This is a genomic window from Pectobacterium versatile, from assembly GCF_020166435.1.
In the GTDB taxonomy this organism is placed as follows: Bacteria; Pseudomonadota; Gammaproteobacteria; order Enterobacterales; family Enterobacteriaceae; genus Pectobacterium; species Pectobacterium versatile.
Window position 1 is genome coordinate 22,556 of sequence record NZ_JAINZP010000031.1, and the last position, 8,094, is coordinate 30,649.

Annotated in this window: 7 protein-coding genes; all 7 read right to left on the reverse strand. The window is 48.9% G+C overall.

Annotation, left to right across the window (positions count from 1 at the left end):
* Positions 1-32 precede the first annotated feature (32 nt).
* The 7 genes from rpoB to secE all read right to left on the reverse strand — a co-directional run bounded on the left by rpoB (position 33) and on the right by secE (position 7,867).
* Positions 33-4,061: a DNA-directed RNA polymerase subunit beta gene (gene rpoB / locus K7X24_RS20670; protein WP_224558141.1), complete on the reverse strand. Its 4,029-nt coding sequence runs from the start codon at positions 4,059-4,061 to the stop codon at positions 33-35.
* A 327-nt stretch (positions 4,062-4,388) separates the two neighbouring features.
* Positions 4,389-4,754, reverse strand: coding sequence for a 50S ribosomal protein L7/L12 (gene rplL, locus K7X24_RS20675; protein ID WP_005970331.1), 366 nt, complete (start codon positions 4,752-4,754; stop codon positions 4,389-4,391).
* A gap of 66 nt (positions 4,755-4,820) precedes the next feature.
* Entirely contained in the window at positions 4,821-5,318 is a 498-nt protein-coding gene (gene rplJ / locus K7X24_RS20680) for a 50S ribosomal protein L10 (RefSeq protein WP_012772934.1), read from the reverse strand.
* 317 nt (positions 5,319-5,635) lie between these two features.
* Complete coding sequence (gene rplA, locus K7X24_RS20685) at positions 5,636-6,340, reverse strand: 50S ribosomal protein L1 (RefSeq protein WP_095701240.1); 705 nt, start codon at positions 6,338-6,340, stop codon at positions 5,636-5,638.
* A 3-nt stretch (positions 6,341-6,343) separates the two neighbouring features.
* Entirely contained in the window at positions 6,344-6,772 is a 429-nt protein-coding gene (rplK, locus tag K7X24_RS20690; RefSeq protein WP_005970337.1) for a 50S ribosomal protein L11, read from the reverse strand.
* Positions 6,773-6,934: 162 nt separating this feature from the next.
* Positions 6,935-7,480, reverse strand: coding sequence for a transcription termination/antitermination protein NusG (gene nusG / locus K7X24_RS20695; protein ID WP_005970339.1), 546 nt, complete (start codon positions 7,478-7,480; stop codon positions 6,935-6,937).
* A 3-nt stretch (positions 7,481-7,483) separates the two neighbouring features.
* A complete protein-coding gene (gene secE, locus K7X24_RS20700) occupies positions 7,484-7,867 on the reverse strand; it encodes a preprotein translocase subunit SecE (protein ID WP_095701239.1) in 384 nt (127 codons plus the stop codon).
* Between the last annotated feature and the right edge of the window lie 227 nt (positions 7,868-8,094).

The window sequence follows — 8,094 nt, forward strand, 5'->3', positions numbered from 1 at the left end:
ATGACGAATGCCAGCAATACAACGAGCTGGGATTACTTTTCTTCCAGCTCGATGTTGATACCCAGCGAACGGATTTCTTTCAACAATACGTTGAAGGATTCCGGCATGCCTGGTTCCATCTGATGATTGCCATCCACGATGTTCTTATACATCTTGGTACGGCCGTTCACGTCATCAGACTTAACGGTCAACATCTCTTGCAGGGTATAAGCTGCACCATAAGCTTCCAGCGCCCACACTTCCATCTCACCGAAGCGTTGACCACCGAACTGCGCCTTACCACCCAGCGGCTGCTGAGTAACCAGGCTGTAAGAACCGGTGGAACGAGCATGCATCTTATCGTCAACCAAGTGGTTCAGTTTCAGCATGTACATGTAGCCCACGGTAACCTGACGCTCAAATTGCTCACCGGTACGTCCATCGTACAGGGTAATCTGACCGGAGGTAGGGATACCGCCCATCTGCAACAGTTCCTTGATTTCTTTCTCTTTTGCACCGTCGAATACCGGCGTTGCAATTGGCATACCTTTCTTCAGGTTTTCAGCCAGACGCATAACTTCTTCGTCTGAGAAAGTGCTCAGGTCGACTTTTTGACGCACATCGTCGCCCAGATCGTAGGCTTTCTGGATAAATTCACGCAGTTTAGTCACTTCTTCGTGCTGCTTAAGCATCGCGTTGATTTTATCGCCGATACCTTTTGCAGCCATACCCAAGTGGGTTTCCAGAATCTGACCGATGTTCATACGTGAAGGTACGCCTAGCGGGTTCAGTACGATATCAACCGGCGTACCGTTCTCATCGTAAGGCATATCTTCGATCGGGTTGATCTTGGAGATAACACCTTTGTTCCCGTGACGACCTGCCATCTTGTCACCCGGTTGGATCTGACGTTTAACGGCCAGATAAACCTTAACGATTTTCAGCACGCCCGGTGCCAGATCATCGCCTTGAGTGATTTTACGGCGCTTAGCTTCGAGTTTCTTCTCAAACTCGTGCTTCAGCTCATCATACTGTTCTGCCAACTGTTCCAACTGATTCTGTTTATCTTCATCAGTCAGACCCAGTTCCAACCAGCGCTCGCGCGGCAGTTTGTCCAGTTTGTCAGCTTCTACGCCGCCGGAAACCAGCACAGCGTGGATACGTGCAAACAGGCCAGCTTCCAGAATCTGCAATTCTTCAGTCAGGTCTTTCTTCGCCTGCTTCAGTTGCATTTCTTCGATTTCCAGCGCACGTTTGTCTTTTTCCACGCCATCGCGGGTAAAGACCTGCACGTCGATAATCGTACCGGAAACACCGTTTGGTACACGCAGAGAAGAGTCTTTAACGTCAGACGCTTTCTCACCGAAGATCGCTCGCAGCAGTTTCTCTTCTGGCGTCAGTTGGGTTTCACCTTTCGGCGTTACCTTACCAACCAGAATGTCACCGCCGGTCACTTCAGCGCCGATGTAAACGATACCAGACTCATCCAGTTTGGAAAGTGCTGCTTCACCCACGTTCGGGATGTCCGCAGTAATTTCTTCAGGCCCTAACTTGGTGTCACGAGACACACAGGCCAGTTCCTGAATGTGGATGGTCGTAAAGCGATCTTCCTGAACCACACGCTCGGAAACGAGGATGGAGTCTTCGAAGTTGTAACCATTCCATGGCATGAATGCCACGCGCATGTTCTGACCCAGCGCCAACTCACCCAGATCGGTGGACGGGCCATCTGCCAGAACGTCACCACGTTCTACCGGCTCACCCAGAGACACACACGGCATCTGACTGATGCAGGTATTCTGGTTAGAACGGGTATATTTGGTCAGGTTATAGATGTCGATCCCGGCTTCGCCCGGATACATTTCATCGTCATTAACGCGGATTACAATACGCGATGCATCCACGTACTGTACTGTACCACCACGTTTGGCTACAGCGGTTACACCGGAGTCAACCGCAACAGCGCGTTCCATACCGGTACCAACCAGCGGCTTATCAGCACGCAGGGTCGGAACGGCCTGACGTTGCATGTTCGCACCCATCAGGGCACGGTTGGCGTCATCGTGTTCCAGGAACGGAATCAGGGATGCACCGACGGAAACCACCTGCTGTGTGGAAACGTCCATGTATTCAACCTGATCGCGGCTGAACAAGCTGGACTCGCCTTTGTTACGGCAGGTAACCAGTTCGTCGATGAAGCGGCCTTCTTCGTCCAAATTGGTGTTCGCCTGTGCGATAACGAAGTTACCTTCTTCAATCGCAGACAGGTAATGGATCTCATCCGTCACCACATTTTCACGCACACGACGATACGGGGTTTCAAGGAAACCGTATTCGTTCGTTTGCGCATAAACGGAGAGGGAGTTGATCAGACCGATGTTCGGACCTTCCGGCGTTTCGATAGGACAAACGCGACCGTAGTGAGTCGGGTGTACGTCACGAACTTCAAAGCCAGCACGTTCACGCGTCAGACCGCCTGGACCCAATGCGGAGATACGACGTTTGTGCGTAATCTCGGACAGCGGGTTGTTCTGGTCCATAAACTGTGACAGTTGACTTGAACCGAAGAACTCTTTCACGGCAGCCGAAATCGGCTTGGCGTTGATCATATCCTGTGGCATCAGCGTATCGAGGTCGCCCAGAGACAGACGCTCTTTTACAGCACGTTCTACACGCACCAGACCAACGCGGAATTGGTTTTCTGCCATTTCGCCGACGGAACGGATACGACGGTTGCCGAGGTGGTCGATATCATCCACTTCGCCTTTACCGTTACGGATATCAATGAGCTTCTTCATCACTTCGATGATGTCATCTTTGCTCAGGATACCGGAACCTTCGATCTCATCACGTAACAGAGAACGGTTGAACTTCATACGACCAACCGCAGACAGATCGTAGCGGTCTTCAGAGAAGAACAAGTTCTCAAACAGCGTTTCTGCTGCTTCACGTGTTGGTGGTTCACCAGGACGCATCATGCGATAGATTTCAACCAGCGCACTCAGGCGATCGTTTGACGGATCGACGCGCACGGTTTCAGACATGTATGCACCATGATCAAGATCGTTGGTGAACAGTGTCTCAATACGTTTGTGACCAGATTGGCTCAGTTTAGCCAGCAGATCCAGCGACAGTTCCATGTTGGCTGCGCCGATCAGTTCACCGGTGCTCTCATCGATATAATCTTTGGACAGTACTTTGCCAGCGATATATTCAACAGGCACTTCAATGCGCTCAATACCGTCTTTCTCTAACTGACGGATATGACGCGCAGTGATGCGGCGACCTTTTTCGATATAAACTTTACCGTTCGCTTCAATATCAAACGATGCGGTTTCACCACGCAGACGCTCAGGAACCAAATCCATCTGCAATTTATTGCCATTGATTTCATAGACAATTTTATCGAAGAAAAGATCGAGAATCTGTTCGGTGGAATAACCCAGCGCGCGCAGGATAATGGTCGCAGGCAATTTGCGACGACGGTCGATACGGACAAACAGGTTATCCTTCGGATCAAACTCGAAATCCAGCCAGGAACCACGGTAAGGAATAATACGTGCGTTATACAGCACCTTACCTGAAGAGTGGGTTTTACCTTTGTCGCTATCGAAGAACACACCTGGACTACGGTGCAACTGAGACACGATTACGCGCTCAGTACCGTTGATCACAAAGGTACCGTTATCGGTCATGAGCGGAATTTCGCCCATGTAAACTTCTTGTTCTTTGATGTCTTTAACGGTGCCTTCAGGCGCTTCGCGCTCGTAGATCACCAGGCGCAGTTTTACGCGTAGCGGCGCAGAGTACGTCACACCACGGATCTGACATTCTTTAACGTCAAATACTGGCTCGCCCAAGCGATAGCTAACGTATTGCAGCTCTGAATTACCGCTATAGCTTTTTATAGGGAAAACAGAACGGAATGCAGCTTCCAAACCGTACTGACCTTCCGGGTCTTGCTCGATAAACTTCTGGAACGAGTCAAGTTGGATAGAAAGGAGATAAGGTATGTCCAAAACCTGTGGACGTTTACCAAAATCCTTACGAATGCGTTTTTTCTCGGTATAGGAGTAAACCATAGGGTTCCTCAGCTAGCTGACAAGTCGAACCACTCTGTCTGCCCTAACAAGGACAGTTCATGCAACACTATTTATGTTGGTCGGAAAATAGAGAACTTTCCGTAATACGTCTTTCTATTACTCTTAAACCATTTCGTTACTCTTGCTTAGGCATGGAGCCCATGCAGGAAAGCAGTATATTAAGTCGTCAATAGAAAAAAATATTGGGGGAAATCAATGGCTAAACAGTGTGAAACCCCATTGATGCCCTACAGCGCAAAAAGGCTGGTGACTAAAAAGTCACCAGCCATCAGCCTAATAAATTAGGCTGCAACCTGAAAGGTTGGCTTATTTAACTTCAACTTCTGCGCCAGCTTCTTCCAGTGATTTTTTCAGTGCTTCAGCGTCATCTTTGCTCACGCCTTCTTTCATCACTGCTGGTGCAGACTCAACCAGATCTTTGGCTTCTTTCAGGCCCAGACCAGTTGCGCCGCGAACAGCTTTGATTACAGCAACTTTATTAGCGCCGATAGCTTTCAGCACAACGTCGAACTCAGTTTTTTCTTCAGCAACTTCAGCTGGGCCAGCAGCAACAGCTACAGCAGCAGCAGCAGAAACACCGAATTTTTCTTCCATAGCAGAAACCAGCTCAACAACATCCATTACAGACATAGCTGCTACTGCTTCCAGAATTTGATCTTTAGTGATAGACATAACAATTGTTCCTAAGAATCAGAAATAGTTTATACGTTAGCAAGTACGTTAGAAAAAAAAGCGCTATTACGCAGCTTCTTTTGCATCGCGAACAGCAGCCAGAGTGCGGACCAGTTTGCCGGCAGCGGCTTCTTTCATGGTCGACATCAGACGTGCCAGTGCTTCTTCGTAAGTCGGCAGCGTTGCCAGACGGTCAATTTGAGCCGCCGGGATCAGCTCGCCTTCAAAGGCTGCAGCTTTAACCTCAAATTTTGCATTCGCTTTCGCGAACTCTTTGAACAGACGAGCAGCAGCGCCCGGGTGTTCCATAGAGTATGCAATCAGGGTCGGACCAACAAACGTGTCTTTCAGGCATTCAAATTGAGTGCCTTCAACGACGCGGCGCAGCAGGGTGTTACGAACAACACGCATGTAAACGCCAGCTTCACGACCTGCTTTACGCAGTTCGGTCATTTTATCAACGGTAACGCCACGAGAATCCGCAACAACCGCAGACAGCGCACCTTTGGCTACTTCGCTGACTTCAGCAACAATCGCTTGTTTGTCTTGAAGATTTAATGCCATTAGCTTTTGCTCCTGGATATAGCCGGAGAAACTCTCCGGAACTCACTTCACTTATCGCCAAAATTAGAGATAAGCGTTGAAACACGGTGAGCAGAATCCAGTAAAAAATTATTCTTTATAAAAAAGAAAAACGTTATTTAGGCTCTGTCACCGTCTACGCAGGAGAATTAAGTTTCTTACGAAACACCTGCGGTCTTGGACGGAGGCCTGGATAGGCCAGGCTCCAACCGAAAAATTCTTGCGTTATTCCACTTGAGGAACAACGGGCGTAAAATTATAGGTAAATCTCACACCCGAGTAAAGCGGAACAAAAGCTATTAGTTAGCAGCAGCGTTCAGACCGCTCTGGTCGATGGCAACGCCAGCACCCATAGTGGTAGACAAGCTAACTTTCTTGATGAACACGCCTTTCGCCTGAGATGGTTTTGCTTTTTTCAGCGCAACCAGCAAAGATTCCAGGTTTTCTTTCAATTTGTTAGAATCGAAATCAACCTTACCGATAGTGGTATGAATGATGCCGTTCTTGTCGTTACGGTAACGAACCTGACCAGCTTTAGCATTATTAACTGCTTCAGCAACGTTAGGAGTCACAGTACCCACTTTCGGGTTTGGCATCAGGCCGCGTGGACCCAGAACCTGGCCCAATTGGCCAACAACGCGCATTGCATCTGGAGATGCAATAACAACGTCAAAGCCCATTTCGCCTTTCTTGATCAAGTCAGCCAGATCTTCCATGCCCACAAACTCAGCACCAGCAGCTTTAGCCGCTTCAGCGTTTGCGCCTTGGGTGAAGACTGCTACGCGAACAGAACGACCGGTGCCATGAGGCAGAACGGTTGCACCGCGAACGTTTTGGTCAGATTTACGTGCATCGATGCCGAGGTTAACAGCTACGTCTACACTTTCTACGAACTTAGCAGTGGCCAGCTCTTTGAGCAGAGCAACAGCTTCGTTGATGTCATACTGTTTAGTTACATCAACTTTGTCACGGATCACGCGCATGCGCTTGGTCAGCTTAGCCATTTATTAATCCTCCACTACCAAGCCCATGGAACGAGCAGTACCTGCGATAGAGCGCGCCATGGCGTCTACATCAGAACCAGTCATGTCCGCAGCTTTAGTTTCTGCGATTTCACGAACCTGAGCGCTCGTTACTTTACCTACTTTGTCTTTGTTCGGCTTGCCAGAACCAGACTTGATACCAGCCGCTTTCTTCAGCAGAACAGCTGCTGGAGGCGTTTTGGTAACGAAGGTGAAAGAACGGTCAGAATAAACGGTAATAACAACCGGAGTCGGCAGACCCTTCTCAAGGCTTTCAGTTTTAGCATTGAACGCCTTACAGAATTCCATGATGTTAACACCTTGCTGACCCAGAGCCGGACCTACCGGTGGGCTCGGGTTAGCCATACCAGCTGCAACTTGCAGCTTGACGTAGGCTTGTACTTTCTTGGCCATTTAACTTTCCTCGATTGGGTAATAGCGCCTAGTAAAAGGCTCCCCGTGGTTTGTATTACGTTTCAGACGCCGTTAAGGCCACTGAAAAACAAAAGGCGCGAAATTATAGGTTAATTTCGCGCCATAGGCAAGTCGCTATTTTCAGCAAGTCTTGTCAGGCAATTAGCCTTTTTCGACCTGAGCAAAGTCCAGTTCAACAGGTGTCGCACGACCAAATATAGAGACAGACACCTTCAGGCGGCTCTTCTCGTAGTCAACTTCTTCAACAACGCCGTTAAAGTCGGCAAATGGACCATCGTTGACGCGAACCATTTCACCCGGTTCAAACAACGTTTTCGGACGAGGCTTGTCACCAACCTGCTGGAGACGATTCATAATCGCATCCACTTCTTTATCACTGATTGGAGCAGGACGGTCAGATGTGCCGCCAATGAACCCCATAACACGAGGTACACTGCGCACAAGATGCCAACTCGCATCTTCCATAACCATCTGCACTAAAACATAACCAGGGAAAAATTTGCGTTCGCTCTTGCGACGTTGACCACCACGGATCTCAACTACTTCTTCAGTAGGAACCATGACTTCGCCAAAAAGCTCTTCCATATTATGGAGTTTGATGTGCTCGCGCAGAGACTGTGCTACGCGACCTTCAAAACCAGAAAACGCCTGAACGACGTACCAACGTTTTTTTGGAGCTTCAGACATCTTTTAGAACCTCAGTCCAGTGATAAACGATACCAGACGGACCAGAATACCATCCAGTCCCCACAAAATCAGTGACATCACGGCAGTAACCGCGGCAACGATTAACGTGGTGTGTAACGTTTCCTGACGAGTCGGCCAAATTACTTTGCGTACTTCAGTACGCGCTTCGCGAGCAAACGTTACGGTTGCTTTGCCTTTTGTGGTCAGCAGAGCCACACCACCGGCTGCGGCGATCAGGATAACAACAGCCAATGCGCGCAGAGGAAGACTAAATTCGCGGTAGTAATAATTGCCAACAATCGCAACGACCAGCAAGGCACCTACTACTAGCCACTTAATCACTTCCAGGCCACGCCCACTATCCTGAGCTTCGGTATTCGCACTCATAAACCAACCTGTCACAATGATTCAGACAAATAACTTTGCCCCGCAACTACGGGGCAACCAAACCGAAAGATGTTCTGTAAAAAGAATAATTCGGTATTTACGCCGTATCTACAGAGCCTATCTCACCAATGATTATATCTCGCAATCGCTGATGAGATAGGTTCTACCACGACAGCGTAGAAAAAGGGCATCAAATGATGCCCTTTTATCACGTGTCGCGTCAAACG

Bases quoted from the DNA above. Each gene is read 5' to 3' on its own strand.
- rpoB (WP_224558141.1), bottom strand. From the start codon at position 4,061: ATGGTTTACTCCTATACCGAGAAAAAACGCATTCGTAAGGATTTTGGT.
- rplL (WP_005970331.1), bottom strand. From the start codon at position 4,754: ATGTCTATCACTAAAGATCAAATTCTGGAAGCAGTAGCAGCTATGTCT.
- rplJ (WP_012772934.1), bottom strand. From the start codon at position 5,318: ATGGCATTAAATCTTCAAGACAAACAAGCGATTGTTGCTGAAGTCAGC.
- rplA (WP_095701240.1), bottom strand. From the start codon at position 6,340: ATGGCTAAGCTGACCAAGCGCATGCGCGTGATCCGTGACAAAGTTGAT.
- rplK (WP_005970337.1), bottom strand. From the start codon at position 6,772: ATGGCCAAGAAAGTACAAGCCTACGTCAAGCTGCAAGTTGCAGCTGGT.
- nusG (WP_005970339.1), bottom strand. From the start codon at position 7,480: ATGTCTGAAGCTCCAAAAAAACGTTGGTACGTCGTTCAGGCGTTTTCT.
- secE (WP_095701239.1), bottom strand. From the start codon at position 7,867: ATGAGTGCGAATACCGAAGCTCAGGATAGTGGGCGTGGCCTGGAAGTG.